The 21,326-nt window shown below is 71.4% G+C and carries 20 protein-coding genes; 11 read left to right on the top strand and 9 right to left on the bottom strand.

The genetic code is table 11. The features are described 5' to 3' along the window. Positions 1–16 precede the first annotated feature (16 nt). A complete protein-coding gene (locus ACFFRH_RS10635; RefSeq protein ID WP_386155937.1) occupies positions 17–373 on the top strand; it encodes a hypothetical protein in 357 nt (118 codons plus the stop codon). Positions 374–415: 42 nt separating this feature from the next. On the opposite strand, the gene secA2 is transcribed toward ACFFRH_RS10635, so the two are convergent. After that, positions 416–2,626, bottom strand: a complete 2,211-nt coding sequence (secA2, locus tag ACFFRH_RS10630; protein ID WP_386155935.1) for an accessory Sec system translocase SecA2 — start codon at positions 2,624–2,626, stop codon at positions 416–418. 199 nt (positions 2,627–2,825) lie between these two features. On the opposite strand from secA2, the gene ACFFRH_RS10625 reads away from it, so the two are divergent. Beyond that, complete coding sequence (locus ACFFRH_RS10625; RefSeq protein WP_386155933.1) at positions 2,826–3,977, top strand: lactate 2-monooxygenase; 1,152 nt, start codon at positions 2,826–2,828, stop codon at positions 3,975–3,977. After that, positions 3,974–4,765 (top strand): class II aldolase/adducin family protein, encoded by a 792-nt coding sequence (locus ACFFRH_RS10620; protein WP_386155931.1) that lies wholly within the window; start codon positions 3,974–3,976, stop codon positions 4,763–4,765. Before ACFFRH_RS10625 ends, ACFFRH_RS10620 begins: the two co-directional genes overlap by 4 nt. A gap of 54 nt (positions 4,766–4,819) precedes the next feature. Here the strand turns inward: ACFFRH_RS10620 and ACFFRH_RS10615 are convergent, their stop codons facing one another. Then, positions 4,820–5,959, bottom strand: a complete 1,140-nt coding sequence (locus ACFFRH_RS10615; protein ID WP_386155929.1) for a DMT family transporter — start codon at positions 5,957–5,959, stop codon at positions 4,820–4,822. Between the two features lie 490 nt (positions 5,960–6,449). Between ACFFRH_RS10615 and ACFFRH_RS10610 the strand changes: the two genes are divergently transcribed. The 3 genes from ACFFRH_RS10610 (at position 6,450) to ACFFRH_RS10600 (ending at position 9,798) form a co-directional block, all read left to right on the top strand. Continuing rightward, positions 6,450–6,818, top strand: coding sequence for a VOC family protein (locus ACFFRH_RS10610; protein WP_344745328.1), 369 nt, complete (start codon positions 6,450–6,452; stop codon positions 6,816–6,818). A 357-nt stretch (positions 6,819–7,175) separates the two neighbouring features. Beyond that, positions 7,176–8,762 carry a pentapeptide repeat-containing protein gene (locus ACFFRH_RS10605; protein ID WP_344745329.1) on the top strand — a complete coding sequence of 529 codons (1,587 nt, stop codon included), beginning with the start codon at positions 7,176–7,178 and terminating at the stop codon, positions 8,760–8,762. A 175-nt stretch (positions 8,763–8,937) separates the two neighbouring features. Then, complete coding sequence (locus ACFFRH_RS10600; RefSeq protein ID WP_344745330.1) at positions 8,938–9,798, top strand: DMT family transporter; 861 nt, start codon at positions 8,938–8,940, stop codon at positions 9,796–9,798. Positions 9,799–9,896: 98 nt separating this feature from the next. Here the strand turns inward: ACFFRH_RS10600 and ACFFRH_RS10595 are convergent, their stop codons facing one another. Further along, complete coding sequence (locus ACFFRH_RS10595; RefSeq protein WP_344745331.1) at positions 9,897–11,093, bottom strand: FAD-dependent oxidoreductase; 1,197 nt, start codon at positions 11,091–11,093, stop codon at positions 9,897–9,899. A gap of 73 nt (positions 11,094–11,166) precedes the next feature. Between ACFFRH_RS10595 and ACFFRH_RS10590 the strand changes: the two genes are divergently transcribed. Beyond that, on the top strand, positions 11,167–11,745 hold the full coding sequence (locus tag ACFFRH_RS10590) for a TetR/AcrR family transcriptional regulator (protein ID WP_344745332.1): 579 nt from the start codon (positions 11,167–11,169) through the stop codon (positions 11,743–11,745). A 122-nt stretch (positions 11,746–11,867) separates the two neighbouring features. On the opposite strand, the gene ACFFRH_RS10585 is transcribed toward ACFFRH_RS10590, so the two are convergent. Both ACFFRH_RS10585 and ACFFRH_RS10580 read right to left on the bottom strand, forming a co-directional pair. Further along, positions 11,868–12,455: a GNAT family N-acetyltransferase gene (locus ACFFRH_RS10585; RefSeq protein WP_386155925.1), complete on the bottom strand. Its 588-nt coding sequence runs from the start codon at positions 12,453–12,455 to the stop codon at positions 11,868–11,870. 44 nt (positions 12,456–12,499) lie between these two features. Continuing rightward, entirely contained in the window at positions 12,500–13,096 is a 597-nt protein-coding gene (locus ACFFRH_RS10580) for a YdeI/OmpD-associated family protein (protein ID WP_386155923.1), read from the bottom strand. A gap of 76 nt (positions 13,097–13,172) precedes the next feature. On the opposite strand from ACFFRH_RS10580, the gene ACFFRH_RS10575 reads away from it, so the two are divergent. From ACFFRH_RS10575 to ACFFRH_RS10565, 3 genes are all read left to right on the top strand, one after another. After that, positions 13,173–14,375, top strand: coding sequence for an acyl-CoA dehydrogenase family protein (locus ACFFRH_RS10575; RefSeq protein ID WP_386155921.1), 1,203 nt, complete (start codon positions 13,173–13,175; stop codon positions 14,373–14,375). A gap of 180 nt (positions 14,376–14,555) precedes the next feature. After that, positions 14,556–15,731 carry an acyl-CoA dehydrogenase family protein gene (locus tag ACFFRH_RS10570; RefSeq protein WP_386155919.1) on the top strand — a complete coding sequence of 392 codons (1,176 nt, stop codon included), beginning with the start codon at positions 14,556–14,558 and terminating at the stop codon, positions 15,729–15,731. Between the two features lie 172 nt (positions 15,732–15,903). Beyond that, entirely contained in the window at positions 15,904–17,001 is a 1,098-nt protein-coding gene (locus tag ACFFRH_RS10565) for an acyl-CoA dehydrogenase family protein (RefSeq protein ID WP_344745335.1), read from the top strand. 289 nt (positions 17,002–17,290) lie between these two features. Here the strand turns inward: ACFFRH_RS10565 and ACFFRH_RS10560 are convergent, their stop codons facing one another. Then, complete coding sequence (locus ACFFRH_RS10560) at positions 17,291–17,893, bottom strand: TetR/AcrR family transcriptional regulator (RefSeq protein WP_344745336.1); 603 nt, start codon at positions 17,891–17,893, stop codon at positions 17,291–17,293. A 225-nt stretch (positions 17,894–18,118) separates the two neighbouring features. Here ACFFRH_RS10560 and ACFFRH_RS10555 point away from each other — a divergent pair, with 225 nt between their 5' ends. Continuing rightward, on the top strand, positions 18,119–18,856 hold the full coding sequence (locus tag ACFFRH_RS10555; protein WP_344745337.1) for a nuclease-related domain-containing protein: 738 nt from the start codon (positions 18,119–18,121) through the stop codon (positions 18,854–18,856). Between the two features lie 31 nt (positions 18,857–18,887). On the opposite strand, the gene ACFFRH_RS10550 is transcribed toward ACFFRH_RS10555, so the two are convergent. Genes ACFFRH_RS10550 through ACFFRH_RS10540 form a run of 3 tightly spaced genes read right to left on the bottom strand, consistent with a single transcriptional unit; the run spans position 18,888 to position 21,282 of the window. After that, positions 18,888–20,249 (bottom strand): vWA domain-containing protein, encoded by a 1,362-nt coding sequence (locus ACFFRH_RS10550; RefSeq protein ID WP_344745339.1) that lies wholly within the window; start codon positions 20,247–20,249, stop codon positions 18,888–18,890. After that, positions 20,246–20,434: a hypothetical protein gene (locus ACFFRH_RS10545; RefSeq protein ID WP_344745340.1), complete on the bottom strand. Its 189-nt coding sequence runs from the start codon at positions 20,432–20,434 to the stop codon at positions 20,246–20,248. The genes ACFFRH_RS10550 and ACFFRH_RS10545 overlap by 4 nt, the downstream gene beginning before the upstream one ends. After that, on the bottom strand, positions 20,431–21,282 hold the full coding sequence (locus ACFFRH_RS10540; protein WP_344745341.1) for an AAA family ATPase: 852 nt from the start codon (positions 21,280–21,282) through the stop codon (positions 20,431–20,433). The genes ACFFRH_RS10545 and ACFFRH_RS10540 overlap by 4 nt, the downstream gene beginning before the upstream one ends. Between the last annotated feature and the right edge of the window lie 44 nt (positions 21,283–21,326).

Below are 21,326 nucleotides of genomic sequence, written 5' to 3'. Positions count from 1 at the left end.
GCTCACGATGAAGGCTGTGCGTAAGACCGATTACTGGATCGCACTCCCGATGGATGCCCCCATCGAGGGAGGGGTTTCCGGCGACACTCTCATGGAGCTGTACGAAGAAGTGGAAGCGGCCAAGCACTTCATCCTCGATGCTCCTCCGGAGGCCGAGATCGTCGTGACATACCTGTACGAGGTGGCCGGTGTTCCGCCCACGGTGCTCGACACCTACAAGGAGCTTCGGGCTCAGCGCGATCAGGTGACGGCCCGGCTCGGCGAGACGGCCAAGGAGGCTGTGGCGGCTCTCCGGGCGGCGGGCGTCTCCGTCCGCGACAGCGCGGCCCTGCTTGAGCTGTCGAAGTCGCGCGTTGACCAGCTCAGCGCCTGAAGGGCGGCCCTCAGCGGTGTGAAGGCCGCCCCTCAGGAGGCGTCAGCGGCGGCGGACCTTGGTGGCGAGGCGGTTGAGGATGCGGTCCCACTCGGTGCCGAAGGGGTTGTCCTGGACGAGGTAGGTCCAGGTGGCGGTGGGGCGCTTGAGGCCCGCGCCCTCCAGGTCGAGGCCGTCCTCGGTGACGGTGGCGGTCTCGAAGGTCTCGACCGAGCGTGACTCGATCTCGGCCAGCAGGCGCTGGTAGGCCGGGACGGCGTCCTTGTGGAACTCGTCGATCGGGTTGAGCCTGCCGAGGACCCGCAGGTGGATGCCCTCCCGCAGCTCCGCCAGGTACGCCAGGTGGTCGGCCCAGCCGCGGTCGAGGTGGAACAGCACGATCTGGCGGGCCGCCTCGTGCAGCACCTCCTCGTCGACGCTCTCCGCCAGCTCCGCCCACCGCTCGGGAGCCGCCGCGGCCAGCGCCTCACCGGCGACCCGGTCGCGCAGGACCCGGTCGCGGCGCTCCAGCAGCTGGCCGCGCTGGCGCTCAAGCAGGCGGGTGTAGCGCCAGGTGTTGCGGTGGATCTCCATGTTGACGCCCTCGGCGACCCGCTGGGCGTGGCCCACGAGGGAGTGCTCCGGCACGCCCTTGGCGTACTCGTCGGCGACGTAGTGGGTGATCAGCTCGTCCTCGCCGCTGACGAGGAAGACCGAGCCGCCGGGGTCACCCTGGCGGCCCGCGCGCCCGCGGAGCTGGTCGTCCAGGCGGCTGCTGGTGTGCCGGCCCGAGCCGATGACGTACAGGCCGCCGAGCTCGTCGACGCCCTCGCCGAGGCGGATGTCGGTGCCGCGCCCGGCCATCTGGGTGGAGACCGTGAGCGCGCCGCGCTCCCCGGCCCGGGAGATGATGGCCGCCTCCTCGGCGTCGTTCTTGGCGTTGAGGACCACGCACTCCAGCCCGCGCCCGCTCAGGGTGAGCGCGAGGCGCTCGGACTCGGCCACGTCCAGGGTGCCGATCAGGATCGGCCGGCCGGTGGCGTGCACCTCGACGATCTCCTCGACCAGCGCGAGGTCCTTCTCCATGCGGTACTCGAAGAGGCGGTCGGGCTCGTCGATCCGCACGTTCGGCCGGTTGGGCTGGATCACGGCCACCTTGAGGTCGTAGAACTCCCTCAGCTGGTCGCCGACCGCCACCGCGGTGCCGGTCATGCCGCACTTCTCCGGGTAACGGGTGATCAGCGCCTGGACGGTGATCGAGTCGAGGATCTCGCCGGTCTCCGACGGAGAGAGCGCCTCCTTGGCCTCCACCGCCGCCTGCAGCCCGTCGGGCCAGCGCTGCAGCAGCGCCACCCGGCCCCGGGAGGGGTTGATCAGGTGCACCTTGCCGTCGCGGACGATGTAGTCGACGTCCTTGGTGAGCAGGGCGTGCGCGTGCAGCGCGAGGTTGACGTCCGTCAGGGTGGCCGGGGTGTCGTAGAGGTCGAGGCCGAGCGCCTGCTCGACGGTGTCGATGCCCTTGCTCGTCAGGTGGACGTTGCGCGCCTGGTCGTCGAGCTCGTAGTGGTAGCCCTTGACCAGCTGCCTGACCAGCACGGCCATCTCCGGGACCGCGTCGCCGGGGTCGGCGGCACCGGCCAGCACCAGCGGCACCCGGGCCTCGTCGACCAGCACGGAGTCGGCCTCGTCGACCAGCGCCACGGCCGGGGCGGGCACGATCAGGTCGTCCACGCTGGTGCTCAGCCGGTCGCGCAGCACGTCGAAGCCGATCTCGCTGACCGAGCCGTACGTCACGTCCGCCGCGTAGGCCGCCCGGCGCTCCTCGGGGGTGGAGTTCTGGCCGATCCAGCCGCAGGAGACGCCGAGCGCCGTGTAGAGGGGACCCATCCACTCGGCGTCACGCTGGGCCAGGTAGTCGTTGACCGAGATGACGTGGACGCGCTTGCCCTGCAGGGCGTATCCGGCGGCGGCCATCGCGCCGGACAGGGTCTTGCCCTCGCCGGTGGCCATCTCCGCGACGTTTCCCGACAGCATCGCCAGCATGCCGACCAGCTGCACGTCGTACGGCCGCAGGTCGAGCGCGCGGCGCGCGGTCTCGCGCATGATCGCGCAGAACTCGGGAAGGTCGTCGACCGACGGCGCGGGCAGCTCGTCGAGCGCGCGGATCCGCTCCTCGCGGGTCCCGGCCTCCGCGACGACCCGCTCGAACTTCGAGAGGTCGATGGTGCCGGGGCGTTCGAGGAACCGCCTGAAGAGCTGGGTAATCGAGGCCACGTTCCCTCCAACGCCCGTCCCCGGGCTCGCGTTCCGTCTCTCCGCACATTGTGGTGCAAAGATCGGCCGTTCAGGATCGGGGTGCCCCCGCCAGGTTTCCGAGGCACCAGTGACTTGTCACGCAATAGTGGGATAAGTCGGATGTGATTTTAGCCAACATGCCGTAGACATCCACGATCATCGGAACAAAGGTTGGAACATGGCCTTCTCCGATTACCAGTACGAGATCTACCTCAACGGCCTGGTCGGGACCCCGCCCCCGTACTCGACGTCCGTCGCCGAACTGGAGCGGGTCGCGCGCGAGCGGCTCGACCCGGGACCGTACTGGTACGTGGCAGGTTCCGCCGGGACCGGCGCGACCGAGCGCGCCAACCGCGAGGCGTTCGACCGCCGTCGGATCGTGCCCAGGATGCTCCGCGACGTCCCGGTCAGGGACCTCGGCGTCGAGCTCTTCGGCAGGACCTACCCCGCGCCGCTCGCCCTCGCCCCGATCGGGGTGCAGTCGATCGTGCACCCGGACGGCGAGCTGGCCACCGCGAGGGCCGCCGCCTCGCTCGGCATTCCCACGGTGCTGAGCACCGCCGCGTCCCACACGCTGGAGGAGGTGGCCGAGGCCGACGGCCCCCGGTGGTACCAGCTCTACTGGCCGCACGACGACGACGTCACGCTCAGCCTGCTCGACCGGGCCGCGAAGAACGGCTACGACACCCTGGTCGTCACCCTCGACACCTGGACCCTGGCCTGGCGCCCGCACGACCTCGACCACGCCTACCTGCCGTTCCTGCGCGGGACCGGCCTGGCGATCCCGCTGTCGGACCCGGTGTTCCGTGCCAAGCTGGCCCGCCCGGTCGAGGAGGACCTCGACGCGGCGATCATGCAGTGGGTGCCGATGTTCAACGGCCGCCCCCACACCTGGGACCGGCTGGCCCTGCTCCGCGACAACTGGGACGGGCCGATCGTCCTCAAGGGGATCCAGCACGTGGACGACGCCCTGCGCGCCGCGGACGCGGGCATGGACGGCGTGGTCGTCTCCAACCACGGGGGCCGCCAGATCGACGGCGCCACGGCCTCGCTCGACGCGCTCCCCGCGATCGCGGCGGCCGTGGGCGACCGGCTCACCGTGCTGTTCGACTCGGGCATCCGCACCGGCTCCGACATCGTCAAGGCCCTCGCCCTCGGCGCGCGGGCCGTGCTCCTCGGCAGGCCGTACGTCTGGGGCCTGGCCGCGGGCGGCGAGGAGGGCGTGCGCCACGTGGTGCGCGGCCTGCTCGCCGAGCTCGACCTCACCCTCGGCCTGGCGGGCTACAGCCGTCTCGCCGATCTCGACCCTTCCGCCCTGGAGGAACCGTGAGCCTGTCCGACCTGCGGCCCGTTCCCAGCGACCAGCTCGTCCTCCGGCGCCCCCGGAAGTTCGGGACCGTGCAGGAGGAACGCCGCCACCGCCGGGAACGCCTGGTCGCCGCGCTGCGGCTGTTCGGCCGGTTCGGCTTCGAGGAGGGGGTGGCCGGGCACATCACCGTCCGCGACCCCGAGCACACCGACCACTTCTGGGTGAACCCGTTCGGCATGTCGTTCAAGCAGATCAAGGTGAGCGACCTGATCCTCGTCAACCACGAGGGCCAGGTGGTCGACGGCCGTCACCACGTCAACCGGGCCGCGTTCGCGATCCACTCGATGGTCCACCAGGCCAGGCCCGACGTGGTCGCCGCCGCGCACAGCCACTCGGTACACGGCAAGGCGCTGTCGTCGCTCGGCACGCTCCTGGAACCGCTCACCCAGGACGCCTGCGCCTTCTACGAGGACCACGCCCTGTTCGACGACTACACAGGTGTCGTCCTGGAGACCGAGGAGGGGCGCCGCATCGCCCAGGCTCTGGGCTCCCACAAGGCGGTGATCTTACGAAACCACGGCCTTCTGACGGTGGGCGGCAGCGTGGACGCCGCCGCCTGGTGGTTCATCACGATGGAGCGTTCGTGCCAGGCCCAGCTCCTGGCCAAGGCCGCGGGCCCCACCGTCCGGATCACCCACGAGAACGCCAAGCTCACCCACGGCCAGATCGGCGACGACACGGTCGGCTGGTTCAACTTCCAGCCCCTGTACGACCAGATCGTCGCCGCCGAACCCGACCTGTTCGACTGAGGTCCCGCGAGGGCCCCGTATGGATCTTTTGCTACGGGACCCTCGCGGGAGCGGTCACACCGGGACGGTCACCTGTCCTCTCTCCTTCAGGGCGAGCAGGGCGACCGCGCCGAGCAGCAGGGCGCTCCCGCACGCCGCCGCCGGGGTGAGCCGCTCGCCGAGCAGCAGGATTCCCAGGATCGCCGCGCCGACCGGCTCCACGAGGGAGATCACGGCGGCCGTCGTGGCGCGTACCGCCACGAGACCGGTGAAGAAGAGCCCGTAGGCCAGTGCCGTCGGGACCGTACCGAGGTAGACGACGACCGCCCAGGAGGCGAGCGGGTCACCGGAGGGCAGCAGCCCCTGGGCCGGCGCGACGGGGAGCAGGCAGAGCCCGCCGACGACGAAGCCGCCCGTCGCGGTGGCGTACGGCCCGTCGGTGGAGGCCCGGTTGAGCAGGGTCACGCCCGCGTACCCGGCCGCCGACAGCAGGGCCCACCCGACACCGGCCGCCGAGAAGGCCGCCGACCCGTCGCCGAGCGTCAGCAGGGCCAGGCCGGTCAGGGCGATCGCGACCGCGCCCAGCCCGGCGGCGCTCAGCCGCTCGCCCAGCAACAGCCGCCCGCCCGCGGCCACCAGGACGGGGGTGGCGCCTATCGTGACCACGGTCGCCACGGCCAGGCCCGACTCGGCGATCGCCGCGAAGTAGGCCGTCTGGTAGACCGCCATCGCCACGCCGGTGACCAGGACCCGTCCGAGCACCGAACCCCGCCGGGCGAGGCGGACCCGCCGGAGGACGGCGAGCGGCCCGCCGAGGGCCGGGCCCCATCCGGTGGGGCGGGCCGGCTGGAGGGGGGTGAGCAGCGGTTCGGTGGAGTGGACCGGCCGGACGGTGAGTGGTTCGACGGGGTGGGGTTGTTGTGCGGCGGTGAGTGGTTCGGCGGAGTTGGATCGTTGTGCGGTGGTGATTGGCCTGGTGGGGCGGGTCCGCTGGACGGTGGTGAGCGGTTCGGTGGGACGGGGGGCGCCGAGGCCGAACAGGAGCCTGGCCAGCAGGAGCACGGCCGCTCCGGCGGCGAACCGCCAGAAGGAGACGGCGACGGGGCCGAGCCCGCCCGTCTGGTGGAGCAGCGCGCCGGCGGCGCCGCCGGTGCCCCAGGCGGTCGCCGCGATGGACACGTACAGCAGGCCCCGCCGTACGGAGACATGCGTCATGGAGATCTCTCCAGATGAGGTGGTCGTCGTCAGGTCGCACGTATGCGGACGGCAAGCACCCACCGGACCGCTCGGGTCCGGTCGTCAGGAGAGAGGGGCGCCCGCTAGCGGGCGGTCGGCGGGGAAACGATCAGAAACACGGAGACACCCTAACCAGGCACTCCTCACGGCGGCCACCACTTATTCCGGCCATCCCCTCGTTCCAGTCCGCGCCCCGGCGCCCGTTCCCGTTCCCGTGCGCGGTTCCGGTTCCGTACTCCGATGTCCGTACTCGCTCCCGCGCTCCGGCCCGTGCTTGCGTTCAGCCCCCCGCGATGCCCTACCTGTACCTGCGCCCAGGGCGGCGCCTGTGCTCTGGGTCGTCTCTGTGCCGGGAACTGTGTCGGCATCCGTTCCGGGAAGTGTCCCGCCACCTGTGCCGGGACCTGTCGGTCGAACTGTCCCGGCAAACATGACAGCGGTTGACAGGTATGGGCGGGACGATCGTTCCATGACCACGAAAGCACAACTTGTCGCCGTGACCATGGACTGCGCCGAGCCCAGGCGGCTGGCCGAGTTCTACGCGGCCGTCCTCGGCGGTTACGAGGTCCAGTACGCGGAGGACACCTACGCCGGTATCGGTGACGGCACGACGAGCATCTACTTCCAGCAGAACCTCGACCGCAAGCCGTCCACGTGGCCGGGCCCCGACAAGCAGTTCCACCTGGACGTCCGCGTGCCCGACCTGGAGAAGGCCGTCCGGGACTACCTGGAACTCGGAGCCACCCGGCCCGACTTCCAGCCCGGCGAGGGAAAGTGGGTCGTCCTCGCCGACCCCGAGGGGCACCTGTTCTGCGTCTGCCCGCCCAGCGGCCAGTGACCACCGTCCACTGAACACCGACCGTGCGGGGTGATCGTCTGGGCTCCGTCAGGCACGGGATGACCGTCTGCCGACCGTACGGACCCCCGGGAGTCCCCGGATCGAGGTGATCAACGGCCGCGCGGTCCCCGGACCGCGCGGCCCCCGTCCGGAGTCAGGAGGCCGGGGAGCCAGGAGGTTCGGGGTCCGGAGGTTCGGAGGCCGAGGGGCACGGGATTCACCCGGACCACTGGACGATCAGGGAGGGATGCGCTGGAGTTGCCTTCCGGACTCTCTCCTCCCCGGAGGCGACCGAGAGCTCGTTCTCCCTCGCCCGAGGCTCGTCCGAAGGTGGAGGTCCCCACCCGAGGAGGACTGATGAGGCGACACCCCCGGCGCGGGACGGTCGGCGTGATCTCGCTCGTCGCGGCGGTGGCGGTGGCGGCGTCCGTGCTGGTGACGAGCCGCGCCGGGGCGCAGGACCTGGCGCCTTACGTCCCCCTGCCCGGCCTGCTCGCGCTGGTGGCCGTGGTGCTCGCGGGGGTGGGCGCCGGATTGGCCCTGGCGAGTCCCCGGCGGGGCGACCGCGCGGCACTGCGCGTCCTGTCCTGGTGGTGGGTCCTCGCCGGGGTCGTGCTCATCGTCGTGTCCATGTGGAGCGCCACGGCCGTTTTTCTGTTCCTCGCGGACACGGCGCCGGACGCGTCCAAGCGCGTCGAGATGCGCCTGGACGCGGTGAAGACCGGCCTGACCGTGGGTGCCGGGGCCGTGGGGTTGGTGGCGCTCCTCCTGGGCGTGCGCCGCCAGTGGCTCGGGGAGCGTACGCAGGCGTACCAGGAGTACGATGCCGGCGAGCGGCGTGTGACCGAGCTCTACACCAAGGCGGCCGACCAGCTCGGGCACGACAAGGCCGCCGTGCGCCTGGCCGGCCTGTACGCCCTGGAGCGCGTCGCGCAGGACAACCCCGAACACCGTCAGACGATCGTCGATGTGATCTGCGCCTATCTCCGGATGCCTCCCCTCCCGGCCTCGCCGGTGGAGACGGAACCCGCCGGCCGGGATGAGACCATCGACCCGCAGGAACTCCAGGTGCGCGCCACGGCCCAGGGAATCCTCAGGAACCACCTGCGCTGGAGCAGGTCCGAGCCTGTCAGGCCCGTCATGTTCTGGCCGGACATCGACCTCGACCTCACGGGCGCGTGGCTCGTGAAACCGGGGTTCGTCGATTGCCGTATGCGCCGGGCCCGGTTCGGGGGAGCCAGGTTCGAGGGAGCCGCCCGCTTCGACAGGGCCGTTTTCGAAGGCGTGGCGATGTTCGGGGGAGCCGTCTTCACCGGCGGGGCGGTCTGGGGGGAGGCCAACTACAAAGTGGGTTTCGAGGGTGCGGTGTTCAGGGACGAGGCCGTGTTCCGGGAGGCGGTGTTCGCCCTCCGGGCGGACTTCAGGGAGGTCGTGTTCGAGCGGGCGGTGTTCTTCAATCGGGCCGTCTTCAAGGACCGGGCACTCTTCCGTAAGACCGCCTTCGCGGGGACCACGCTCTTCGGCGATGCCGTGTTCGAGAACGAGGCCGTCTTCCGCCAAGCCCTCTTCGAGGGAGGGGCGTCCTTCGCCGAGGCCGTTTTCACGACCGCGCCCGCCTTCTGGGAGGCGACGGTACGGGAGGTTCCCGGCGTCCGGCGCTCCTGGCCCACCGGCTGGCGGGAGAGCGCCCGCGACGACGACTCCGACACCACGCGTCTCGTCCGCGAGGACCGAGAGAACCGCGACCGTGGGGACTCCCGGCCCGGTGGCGACGGTGTCGCGCATCTCGCCGATGAGGACCCCGAGGACCTCGAAGACCGTGAGGACTCCCGGTCAGGGGAACCCGTCACCGATCCGGGTGTCGACGGGTTCGCCGGGCCGGGTGCCGGTCGGATCCAGGCCGGCGGACAGGACGCCGGTCATGCTCGGAGCGGCGGTTCGTGAGAGTGTTTCCCGCCGGAAAGGGCGCCGCGCTCTCGCCGGTACCGGCAGGGTGGTGCCTCGCCACATCTCGGACGAACCGGGGAAGTTCCCTACCCGTTCGTCATGCGCCTTAAGCTTGCGGGATGACCCGTGAATCGCTTCTTTCCGGATGCCCCGTCCGTTATGTGAGGTGGCGATGACCTGGGTCGGGATATCGATCGCCCTGGTCGGCGCGCTGGGCTACGCCCTCGGAGCCGCGCTCCAGCAGTTCGAGGCGGTCTCCGAGGGCGCCTCGCTGAAGCTGATGAGGCGGCCCCGCTGGTGGCTCGGCGGCGTCATCGGTTTCACCGGGGCGTCCCTGCACGCCGTCGCCCTCAGCTTCGCGCCGCTGATCGCGGTGCAGCCGATCAGCGTGGCGACGCTGGTGTTCGCGGTGCCGCTGGCGGCGATGCTGCACGGCAGGCGCCCGCACAAGGCGGAGATCGTCGGTTCGATCGCGGTGGCCATCGGGCTGCTCGGGTTGCTGTTGCTCGTCCCCGCGCACCCGGTGAAACCCCACATGACGAACCAGGAGGCGCTGGGCTTCCTCGGCTGCGTCGGGCTGGTCGTGCTGGTGTCCCATCTGCTGGCACGGAAGATGACCGGCTCGGCCCACGCGCTCGTACTGTCGGTCGGCGCGGGGGCGGTGACGGCCAGCGTCTCCACCTTCGTCCGGGTGGTGGGCGGCAACTTCGACGGCGACCTGGGCACGTTGCTCAACTGGTTCGCGCTGGCCATCCCCCTGCTGCTCATCTGCGCGGTCGTGCTGCTGCAGAAGACCTACGAGGTGGGTTACTTCGGCATCTCCTACGCCGCCGTCCAGATCGTCGACCCGATCACCTCGATCCTCGCGGGCGCGCTCCTGCTCGACGAGGCGGTGCCCAGTGGCTGGCTGAACGTGATCCCCGCCCTCGTCGCCGCCGCGCTGCTCGTCTGGGGGACGATCACCCTGGGACGGCTCTCCCCCGACCAGGGGGTGCCCGCCCCGATGCGCGAGAAGGCGAGCGTCACACCGTAGACGCGCCGTGGTCGCGCCGTGGCCGTGTCGGGGCCGTGTCGGGGCCGTGTCGGGGCCGTGTCGTGGTCGCGAAACGGCCGCGGGTCAGTCGGGCGGGGTCAGGTGGAGGGCGGTGTCCAGGCGAACACCTCGTCCATCGCGCCGTTCACCCTCGACGGGGCGAGCCGCCAGCTGAGCGCCACCATCGTGTCGCGCAGCCGTACGGCCAGCGGGCCGCGCATCCGGGTGACGCGGCAGATCGCGGCGGACCGGGCCACGATCCTGGACGTACGCTCCAGCCGCGCGGCGGTGTAACCGGCCAGCACGTCGTTCCCGTCGGCCGATCCGCCGCTTCCGCCCTCCGCTCCCGGGGCGCCGGTGAACCTTCCGCCGTCGCCGGCCACGTGGGCCAGCACCACCGCGTCCTCGATCGCCTGGCAGGCGCCCTGCCCCAGGTTGGGGGTCATGGCGTGCGCGGCGTCGCCCAGCAGGGCGACCCGGCCCCGGTGCATGGCGGGCAGCGGGGTGGCGAGGTAATGGACGTCGTTCCTCAGGACCATCTCCGGCGAGGCCGCGGCGAGCAGCTCCGGGATCGGGGAGTGCCAGTCCCCGAACAGCCGTCGCAGCTCGGCCAGCTGGTCCCCGCCACCGCCGCCCGCCGGGACGGTGTCGGTGGCGTAGCAGTAGGACGTGCCCCCGGCCAGCGGCATGACGCCGAAGACCTTGCCGCGTCCCCAGCTCTCGTACGCCTGACCTGGCACGCCCTCGGCGGGGATGAGCAGCCGCCAGCTGGTGACACCCGCGTAGCGGGGGGCGGGATGGCCGGGGAACAACGCCGACCTGACGGGGGAGTGGATGCCGTCGGCCGCCACCACCAGATCCGCTCCCATCCGCCCGTCGGGGAGGGTCACCACGCCGTTCTCCGCGTCGACCCCCGAGACCTCGGTGTTCAGCCGGACCGTGCCGGGTTCGAGGTGGGAGGAGAGCACGTCGACCAGGTCCGCGCGGCGCAGCAGCACCACGGAGTCGCCGCCGTTGCGCGCCGAGGCGGCCTCCACGCTGGTCCTCGCCAGCCATCCGCCGTCGGAGCGCCGCATGCCGCCCGTGCCCTGGACCGCGGACAGCTTACGGATCTCGTCACCGGCCCCGATCGTGTCGAGCGCCTTGAGCGCGTTGGCGGCGACGGCGAGCCCCGAGCCGACCGGCTCCAGGGACGCCGCCCTCTCGAACACCGTCACGTCCCAGCCCCGCCGCTGTAGCGCCACCGCCGCAGTCAGCCCGCCGATGCCCGCTCCGATGACCGCCGCACGTGCCATGACCTTCTCCTTTACTACGGATGTAGTGGATATTACTACGCCTGTAGTTGAACTACAAATGTAGTATCCAAGGGTGAAGTCCCAACGCGCGGAGCTCGTCGCCGACACCGCCATCGCTCTGCTGGCGGATCGGGGAATGCGCGGCCTGACCCACCGAGCCGTGGACGAGGCGGCCGGGTTGCCGCCGGGGTCGACCTCCAACCTGGCCCGCACCCGCTCCGCGCTCCTGGAGCTGACCCTGGCCCGGCTCGCCCAGCTGGAGTCCGCCGCGTTCGCGCCGCTCCTGGAGTCCCCGGCGCCGGACCTGGTCGAGGTTCTCGCCGAGATGACGGCCCAGGCGCTCTGGACACAGCTGACCGTCGGCCGTCACCGGACGGTCGCCCGCTACGAGCTGGCCCTTGAGGCCACCCGCCGTCCCGAGCTGCGCAGGATCTACGACAGGGCCGGTGCGCGCTTCCGTGACCCCGCGGTCGCGATCCTCGCCGCCGCGGGCTCGTCCGACCCGGTACGGCACGGGCGCCAGCTCGTCGCCTTCGGCGAGGGGGCGATCTTCGACGCCGTCGTCGGCGCCGGAGCGGAACCGACCCTGGACGACCTCCGCCTGGGGATCAGGGAACTCCTGCGCGGCATGCTCGGCCGCGAAGGCGCATAGGCCGCGAAGGCGCCAAGTCCGCGGGTCGCGAGGTGGGTGCTTCGGCGAGGCGGTTCAGCGGAGCAGGTGGTTCGGCGAGGCGGGCGGTTCGGCGGAGCAGGTGGTTCGGCGGGGCGGGTGGTTCAGCGGGGCAGGCCGGTGAGGCGGGCGCGGTGGGCGGGCCACTCGTCGTCGAGGATGCTGAAATAGGCGGTGTCGCGCCAGGTGCCGTCGGCGCGTCGGCGCTGGCGGCGCAGGGTGCCCTCGGCGACGCCGCCGATGCGCCTGATCGCCTCCTGCGAGCGGGCGTTCAGGTTGTCGGTCTTGAGCTGGACCCGGTTCACGCCCAGCTTGTCGAAGGCGTGGTCGATCAGCAGGACCTTGCACTCGGTGTTCACCGCGGAGCGCCACACCGACCTGCCGTACCAGGTCCAGCCGATCTCGATGCTGTCGGCGTATCCAGGGGTGTCGATGTAGGTGGTCCAGCCGACCGCGCGGCCCGTCTCCCTCAGGATCACCGCGAACGGCACGTGGTCCGGCGTCTCGACCAGCCGTATCGCGATCTCCGCCAGCTCGGTCTCGGTGCGCGGGGTCGGGGCGGGCATCCAGCGCCACACCTCGTCGTCGCCGCCACCGGCCAGGAACAGGTCGGGGACGTGGCCGCCGGTCAGCGGCTCCAGCCGTACGGTCTCGCCTTCGAGAACGACGGGAGCGGGCATCTTCGCGGTCATGGGGACGAGCCTAGAGCCCGTGGTGGACCTGTCCGAAGGTCCACTCAGGGGGTGTTCCCGGGGACCACTCGGCGCTCGAACTGCGCGAGCCTGCGTTCCGCCGCGGAGTCCTCGATCAGCCGGGTGAGACGCTTCTCCCTCGTCTCGGGGCGTTTCGCGGTGGTCACCCAGTGCAGCGCGGTTCTGCGGTAGCCGGGCGGCTGGCTCTGGAACCACTCCCACGCCGCCGTCTCCGCCCGGAAACGGCGCTCCTGCCCCTCGTCCAGCGCGGCGTCCTCGGCCCGCTCGTGGGAGTAGATCACCGAGTTGTCCTCGGTCCGCTGCTCGAAGGCGAGCAGGCCCGCGGGACGCATCAGGCCGAGCTCGGTCAGTTCGGCGACCTTGGCGATGTTGACCGCGCTCCACGTGCTGCGCGCCTTGCGCGGGGTGAAGCGGACGCTGTAGCTCTCGGCGTCGATGGTCCTGCGGACGCCGTCGATCCAGCCGAAGCACAGGGCCTGCTCGACGGACTGGGGCCAGGTGATGCTCGGGCGGCCGGTGCCCTTCTTGAGGAACCCCACCAGCAGCTCCGTCTCGGTCTCGTGATGCGCCTCCAGCCAGGCGCGGAACTTCTCGGGGGTGGCGAAGAAGACGGGGTCCATGAGGTTGAGCATAGGGGGCGTGTCGACAGGCATACCGTCCGGTCGGTACCCTCACGGGAGACCGTGAGGAGGGCCCATGGATTTCGCGTTCGACGCCGAGACCGAGGAGCTGCGGGAACGGCTGCTCGGCTTCATGGACGAGTGTGTGTACCCGGCGGAGGAGGCTTTCGAGGCCCAGGCCGCCGAGAGCGGGTGGGCCACTCCACCGCTGATGGAGGATCTCAAGGAGGAGGCGCGCAGGCGAGGTCTGTGGAACCTCTTCCTGCCGGGCGAGCACGGCGCGGGCCTGACCAACCTGCGGTACGCGCCGCTGGCCGAGATCATGGGCCGCTCGCCCCGGATCGCCCCGACCGCGACCAACTGCGCCGCCCCCGACACCGGCAACATGGAGGTCCTCTCCATGTTCGGCAGCGAGTGGCAGCGCAAGGAGTGGCTGGAGCCGCTGCTGCGCGGCGAGATCCGGTCGGCGTTCGCGATGACCGAGCCCGACACCGCGTCCTCCGACGCCACGAACATCGCGCTCTCGATCGTCAGGGACGGCTCCGAGTACGTCGTCAACGGCCGCAAGTGGTTCGCCTCCGGCGCGATGAACCCCAACTGCAGGATCTTCATCGTGATGGGCAAGACCGACCCCGAGGCGTCCTCGCACCGGCAGCAGTCGATGATCCTGATACCGCGCGACACGCCCGGCATGCACGTCAAGCGGGGCATGCACGTCTTCGGTTACTCCGACTCCGACCACGGCGGCCACGCCGAGATCGTGTTCGAGGACGTCAGGGTGCCGGTCGACAACCTGATCGGCGAGGAGGGCGGCGGCTTCGCGATCGCCCAGGCCCGCCTCGGGCCCGGCCGCATCCACCACTGCATGCGGCTGATCGGGATGGCCGAGCGGGCCGTCGAGATGATGTGCGTCCGGACCCTGTCGCGGAACGCGTTCGGCAAGCCGATCGCCCAGCAGGGCGTCGTCCAGGACTGGATCGCCGAGTCGCGGGTGAGGATCGAGCAACTTCGCCTGCTCGTGCTGAAGACCGCCTGGCTGATGGACACCGTGGGAAACCGGGGCGCCCACGCCGAGATCCAGGCCATCAAGATCGCCACCCCGCGTGATGTGGAGTGGATCCTGGACAAGGCGATCCAGGCCCACGGCGCCGGAGGCGTCAGCCAGGACTTCCCGCTCGCCGGCCTCTGGGCGGGAGCGCGCTCGCTGCGGCTCGCCGACGGGCCCGACGAGGTCCACAAGCGCTCCCTGGCCTACCGGGAGCTCAAGAAACACATGTGACCCGGCGTCGCTCCCGCCTTCCCGTACACCCGGGGCGGCGGGGTGCCGGGGCGCCCCGAAGGCGAGTCACGGGGCGCGCGAACCGATGACGGCCGGCGAGGGTTGACGAAGGCCGACGAGGGGCGGCGAGAGCCGACACAGGTCGACGAGGGTCGATGGAGATCGACGAAGGGAGCGTTCGTGGCGCTGGACGAGAAGGCGGTCAAGGAGCGCGCTGCGGCGTTCCTGGCCGGGCACGACCCCGCCGGGGACCGGCTGGAGTTCCTGCGGGCCAGGTTCGACGCCGGGCTGGCCTGGGTGCACTTCCCCGAGGGGCTCGGCGGGCTCGGAGCGGCGCGCGAGCTGCAGAACGTCGTGGAGCGCGAGCTGGAGGGGACGCCGCAGATCAATCCCGGGCTGCAGACGATCGGGCTGGGGATGGCGGCGCCCACGATCCTGACGTTCGGCACCGACGAGCAGCGGAAGCGGTTCCTGCGCCCGCTGTGGACGGGCGAGGAGATCTGGTGCCAGCTCTTCAGCGAGCCCGGCGCCGGTTCCGACCTGGCCACGCTCGGCACCCGCGCGGTCAGGGACGGCGACGAGTGGGTGGTGGACGGGCAGAAGGTCTGGACCTCCGGCGCCCACCACTCCCGCTGGGCGATCCTGGTCGCCAGGACCGACGTGGACGTGCCCAAGCACCGGGGGCTCACCTACTTCGTGTGTGACATGCACGCCCCCGGGGTCGAGGTCAGGCCGCTGCGGCAGATCACCGGCGAGGCGGAGTTCAACGAGGTCTTCCTCACCGGCGTACGGCTCGGTGACGACCTGCGGCTGGGGGAGGTCGGCGACGGCTGGCGGGTCGCGCAGACCACGCTCATGAACGAGCGGGTCGCCATCGGCGGCGCGCCGGTCCGGCGGGGCGGCGGCGTGGTCGGCCTGGTCGCCGACACCTGGCGCTCCCGGCCCGAGGCGCGCACCCACGACCTGCACCAGCGCCTGCTGCGCCTGTGGGTGGAGGCGGAGGTGACCCGCCTGGCCGGTACGCGCCTGCGCGAGCAGCTCTCCGCCGGGCAGCCGGGACCGGAGGGTTCCGGCATGAAGCTCGCCTTCGCCGACCTCAACCAGGCCCTGTCGGGGCTGGACGTGGAACTGCGCGGGGAGGAGGGCCTGGTCTACGACGACTGGACCTTCCGCCGCTCCGACAGCGTCGACTTCTTCGGCCGGGGCCCCGGATACCGCTACCTCCGCGCCAAGGGCAACTCCATCGAGGGCGGCACCTCGGAGATCCTGCGCAACATCATCGCCGAGCGCGTGCTCGGCCTCCCCTCGGAACCCCGCGTCGACAAGGACGTGCCCTGGAAGGACCTTCCGCGATGACACGGAGCGAGCCCGACGCAGTGAGCGGAGTGGGTCGCGAGGGACGAGCGGGCCGCGTAGCGAATGAGGAGTGGTGAGCGACCGATGGCGGAGGGCGAGCCCGACGCAGTGAGCGGAGTGGGTCGCGAGGGACGAGCGGGCCGCGTAGCGAATGAGGAGTGGTGAGCGACCGATGACACTGCTTTATACCGAGGTGGAAGAGGAACTGCGTGCTTCCGTGCGGGATCTTCTCGCGGATCGCTGCGGGTCCGCCGCCGTGTTGAGGCGTGCCGAGTCCGAGGCGCCGTACGACATGGACCTGTGGAAGACGTTGTCCCGGGACATCGGGGTGGCGGGTCTGCTGGTGCCGGAGGAGTACGGCGGGGCGGGGGCGTCGGCGCGGGAGGTCGCGGTGGTGCTGGAGGAGCTGGGGCGGGCGGTGGCGCCGCTGCCGTTCCTCACCAGTTCGGTGCTCGCCACCAAGGCCCTGCTGCAGGTCGGTGAGGAGGACCTGATCCAGGAACTCGCCTCGGGGGAGACGACGGCGGCGCTCGTGGTGTCGCTGGCGGCCTCGCCGTACCGGCCGTTGCCGGAGACCGTCACCGTCACGGACGGGGTGCTGAACGGGGAGATCCGGGCGGTGGCCGGCGCGGACGTGGCGGACGTGCTGCTCGTGCCCGTCGGGACGGCGCTCTACCAGGTGGAGGCGGCGGACGTCCGGATCGACGTGGTGCCGTCGCTCGACCTGACGCGGCCGGTCGCCACCGTCACGTTCTCGGACACCCCGGGTGAGGCGATCGGCAGGCTCGACACGCGGAGGGTGCTGAACTTCGGCGCGGGCCTGCTCGCCTCCGAGCAGCTCGGGGTCGCCGAGTGGTGCCTGAGCACGACGCTCTCCTACATCAAGGAGCGCCACCAGTTCGCCCGGCCGGTCGGCTCCTTCCAGGCGATCAAGCACCGGATGGCCGACCTCTGGCTGGACGTGGTGCGGGCCCGTGCCGCCGCGAGGAACGCGGCCGACCTGCTGGCCACGGACCAGGGCGCGTCCGGCGAGGGGGAGGCGACCGGCGATCGGGAGCTGGCGGCGGCGGTGGCCGCGTCGTGGTGCTCGGAGGTGGCGGTGCACGTCGCGGAGGAGAGCGTCCAGCTCCACGGAGGGATCGGGATGACCTGGGAGCACCCAGTGCACCTGTATCTCAAGCGCGCCAAATCCACCGAGATCGCGTTCGGCACCCCCGGCGCCCACCGGGAGGCCGTGGCCGCCCTCGCGGACCTGCCCGCTCCGGCCTGACCACATGGCCGATGGCCGATGGCTGATGGCCGACGGCCGACGCGATGATCCCCGGCTCCGTGCCGGGAGTCGTCGCGTCGGCACGCCGGGGAGCGGGGGACGGTGGTCCGGGCGGGGAGAATACCGGGATCGCCGCGCGCCCGGCCGTGGCCGGAGCTATGTGATTCCCTGGTGGGGCGACTCCGTCTCGACGGCCTGGGCTATGTGATCCCCGGGCCGGGCGGCTCCGTCTCGACCCGGTTCCCGGCCAGGTCGCCGCGTGGGCTCGTCGCCCTGCCGAGGCGGAGGGTCAGGCGGGGGGTGCCGGCCGATCCGGTCGCAGCGAGGTGAGCAGCAGGTCGGCGAAGTGCGCCCCCAGCTCGGGGCCGGAGAGCGCGCCCTCCGCGCTGTACCAGGTGCCCAGGTGGTGGACGGAGCCGAAGAAGAAGTCGACGACGATGTCCGCGGGGACGTCGCTCCTGAAGGTGCCCTCGCGCTGCCCCTCGGTGACCAGGTCGCGGAAGCGCTCGTGGTAGTTGCGCCGCTCGGCGCGGACGACCTTGCGGGTGTCGGGCGCGAGCAGGTGCATCGAGCGGAAGAAGATCTTGGAGTCGTCCAGGTTCTCCACCGTGGTCGTCACGACGTCCGCGGCGGCGGAGTGCAGGCGCGTGGCCACCGGCCCCGGGCCGTCGGCGAAGTGGGTCAGCCGCTCCATCTGCAGCCGCAGCACGCGCCCGTAGATCTCGTGGAGCAGGTCGTCCTTGGAGTCGAAGTAGTGGTACATGGCGCCCTTGGTGACGCCGGCCGCCGAGACGACCTCCTGCACCGACGTGCTCTCGAAGCCTCGCTCGGCGAACAGGCGGGTGGCCTCACTGAGCAGGCGTTGTCGTACCGGCTCCTGGTCCTGAGTCATGCGTCCCCCATGGTGTGGTGAGGGAAAGCATACCGACTGGTCGGTTGCACCGCTGGTGGCTGGCGAATACGTGTTACTTGCGTCACCTTCGCGGCGTGGAGATAGCTGGGGCCCCCGATTGGGTATTTCATAGTCTAAGGATCTTCAGCGTGGCAGGTCCCCCCACCCTTCCTTGCCGACCGTTCTAGCCATGGGGGTTCCGCTATGCCGGGCGGATCTATCTACGTGACGCCAGTCGACCAGGTCCACGGCCTGTCCCCGCAGGTCATGTACGAGCAGTTCTGGATCAAGGAAGTCGCCCAGCGCAGGAAGATGCGCGCGGTCAAGGCGGCGGTCGGCCTGGCCGTGGGTGTCGCGCTCGCCTACCGCTTCGAGCTGTCCCCGCCGATCCTCGGACTGCTGTGCGGCCTGCTCGTCGCCGCCGGGGACGCGTTCCTGACGTGGCGGGAGTACGACGCCACCGCCGTCTGGCGCGGCAGGCGCCGGGGTGAGACCGTCACCGGCAAGCTGCTCCGCCGCAAGCTCCGCAAGGACGGCTACCACATCCTCGAAGGCCGGGCCGTTCCCGGCAAGGCGTCGGTCGACCACCTCGTCATCGGTCCCGGTGGCGTCTGGGTGGTCGACAACGAGGCGTGGGACCCCGACACCGAGATCGCCCGGTACGGCGACCGGTTGTTCCTGGGCGAGAAGTACGGCACGAAGGTGGCCAAGGCGCTCGTCGAGGTCTCCGAGTCGCTGGCCGAGGTGCTCTCCCGCGAGTCGGGCATCCCCGTCACCATCGAGCCCCTGATCGCCGTGCACGGCGGGGAGATCAGGCGGTCGGTCACCGCGGAGGGAATCACCCTTCTCAAGCCCCGCCTGGTCGCGCGCTGGATCCAGAAGGGCCCCCGGGCCGACTTCGACGACGCTCAGGTCGAGGTCCTCGCCAGGACCGCAGCCCGGGTGCTGCGCCGCATGAGCTGACCGCGCCCGCCGCCCGGCCTGGTCCCTCTCCTCAGACGAGTTCCTCGATGAAGGCCGCCAGCTGCGCGGCGTTCCGGCACTCGTACATCGGCACGATCCCGCCGTACGCCGTCGCGAGCGAGTCGCCGCTGTCCCACTGGGCGGTCGGCTCCGGGTTGAGCCAGTAGGCGTGCCGGGCGCCGGCGGCCAGGCGTTTCAGCGTCTCCAGCGCGGGCGGCTGGTAGTTGGAGCGGGCGTCGCCCAGGATGAGCAGGGACGTCTTCGGCCCGATCGCGTCGCCGTACCGCTCGACGAACCCCTCCAGCGCGTGGCCGTAGTCGGTCCGGCCGAAGCGCACCATGTCGGCCTCCTTCGTCAGCCGGGTCATCGCCTCCACCACGTCGGCGCCCGGCACGAAGAACCGGGTGATCTCGTCCACGGTGTCCACGAACCCGAACGCGCGGACCTTGGTGAACTGCTCGCGCAGCGCGTACGTCAGCAGCAGGGTGAAGTGCGCGAAGGAGGCGACCGAGTCGCTGGTGTCGCACAGGATGACCAGCTCGGGCTTGTGCGGGCGGCGCGGCCTGTTGAAGGTGGTGAGCGGCACCCCGCCGCTGGACAGCGAGGCCCGTACGGTCCTGCGGAAGTCGAGGCGGCCACGGTGGCCGAGCCGGTGCTTGACGGTGAGCCGGGCGGCGAGGCGGCGGGCGAGCGGGTGGACCTCCCGGCGGAGCCTGGCCAGGTCGGCCTTGGTGATCCGCAGGAAGTCGAGCTGTTCGAGCGGCGGGCGTACCGAGGAACGGGCGATCCGCTCGATCCCGGAGTCCTCGGCGATCCGGCGGCGCACGTCGCCGGAGACGGCGTCCTCGAAGCGCCTGGTGTTCTCGCCGATCCGCTGCCGGGCGACCTTCTCCGCCAGCCCGCCGCGCTCCCGGCCCGCGAGGACCTCGGCGAGCAGCCGCGCCATGAGCGTCTCGGGGGAGAGCGTCCGCATCACCGGGTAGGAGAACCAGTTCTGCCTGCCGGGGCCCGCGGGCTGGCGGCCGAAGCGCTCCACCATCGCCCGCGCGAACTCGTTCATCCCCTCGGCGCCCAGCAGCAGCTCGGCGAGCCGGTCGCGCAGCTCGGGGACCTCGGCGGTCCGCAGGTCGGGCAGGCCCGGCTCGGCCGGGCGCGGCGCCCCCAGGCCGGTCGTCGAGGCGGGGAACCACAGGTCGAACAGCGTGTCGAAGCCCGGCCGGTGCGAGGGTCGCTTGACCAGCGTCGCGGCGTACGCGGCCCGCAGCGACTCCCGCTCGGTCAGGTCGATCACCGCCAGCGCCCTGACCGCGTCCAGGCCCTCGGCCGGAGAGACCGGCAGCCCGGCCTCGCGCAACGCGTGCACGAACCCCACGTGCCGGTCGAGCAGGCTCACCTCCGGCCTCCCGTCCCGAGACCCGGGCCGTCCGGGACGCCGGTCGCGGTCCTCCCGGGCTCCGGGGGCGTGCGGACGGCGCCGTCTCCGGTGCCGTCCGCGCTGTCGCCCGCGGTGCTGTCCGCGGTGCCGTTCGCGGTGCCGTTCGCGGTGCCCTTCGTCGTGCCGACCAGGGGGCCGGTCACAGGGCGAGTTCCTTGCGGGCCCGCGTCTGGTCGGAGGCGTGCTTGAGGACGACGCCGAGGGTCACTCCGATCGCCTCCTCGTCGAGCTCGGTCCTGCCCAGCGCGAGCAGGGTGTTGGCCCAGTCGATCGTCTCGGCGATCGAGGGCGACTTCTTCAGCTCCAGGCCGCGCAGGGTGGCGACCGTGCGGGCGAGCTGCTCGGCCAGGCTCGCCTCGATCGCGGGCACCTGGGCCAGCACGATGTCGCGCTCGCGCTCCGGCGTCGGATACTCCAGGTGCAGGTAGAGGCAGCGCCGCTTCAGCGCCTCGGAGAGCTCGCGGGTCGCGTTGGAGGTCAGCACCACGTACGGCTTCCGCACGGCGGCGATGGTGCCGAGTTCGGGGATCGTGACCTGGTAGTCGGACAGGATCTCCAGCAGCAGCCCCTCCACCTCGACGTCGGCCTTGTCGATCTCGTCGATCAGCAGGACCACCGGCGTCTCCGACCGGATCGCCGCGAGCAGCGGCCGCTCCAGCAGGAACTCCTCGGTGAAGATGTCGTCATGCGTGGCGTCCCAGTCCTCGCCCTGCCCGGCCTGGATGCGCAGCAACTGCTTCTTGTAGTTCCACTCGTACAGCGCCCTGGCCTCGTCCAGTCCCTCGTAGCACTGCAACCTGACCAGCCGGGCCCCGGTCGTCGCCGCCACGGCCTTGGCGAGCTGGGTCTTGCCCACCCCCGCGGGGCCTTCGGCGAGGAGTGGTTTGCCGAGCGCTCCCGCCAGGAAGACCGAGGTCGAGACGGAGTCGTCGGGGAGGTAGTCGACGGCGTCGAGCCGCTCGCCGGCGTCGCTCGGTGAGGCGAACCACATGTGTGCTCCCAGTACAGGACCGAATGTTGTTCTAGCTTAGCCGG

The sequence above is a fragment of the Streptosporangium vulgare genome, from assembly GCF_042428775.1.
Lineage (GTDB): Bacteria > Actinomycetota > Actinomycetes > Streptosporangiales > Streptosporangiaceae > Streptosporangium > Streptosporangium vulgare.
The sequence above is the reverse complement of the archived record's forward strand: the minus strand, read 5'-3'. Positions and strand labels throughout refer to the sequence as shown.